A 271-nucleotide genomic window follows, 5' to 3' on the forward strand; every position below is an offset into this window, starting at 1 on the left:
AGCAAGTACCTGGTGCGAAAGTAGCTATTCTCCGTACCAATACAGTTACTCCACCAAAACGTAGTGAATGGTTAAAAGAGCAAGTAAATAGCGGTGTGAATGTTATCATTTGTTCGCAAGAATTGGTAAAAGTTGGATTGGACTTGTTGGCGACACCAACGTTAATTTTCTACCAACTATCATTTAGCTTATTTACGTTAAACCAAGCCGCAAGAAGACACTGGCGTATTGGACAAACAAAGCAATGTAGAACCTTCTATCTGGGCTACCA

1 pseudogene is annotated in these 271 nt (G+C 40.2%); it reads left to right on the forward strand.

Annotated features, from left to right (window positions below):
• A pseudogene (locus tag CO726_RS31375) lies at positions 1–271 on the forward strand (helicase); the annotation flags it as partial.

The sequence above is a fragment of the Bacillus fungorum genome (genome assembly GCF_002746455.1).
In the GTDB taxonomy this organism is placed as follows: Bacteria; Bacillota; Bacilli; order Bacillales; family Bacillaceae_G; genus Bacillus_A; species Bacillus_A fungorum.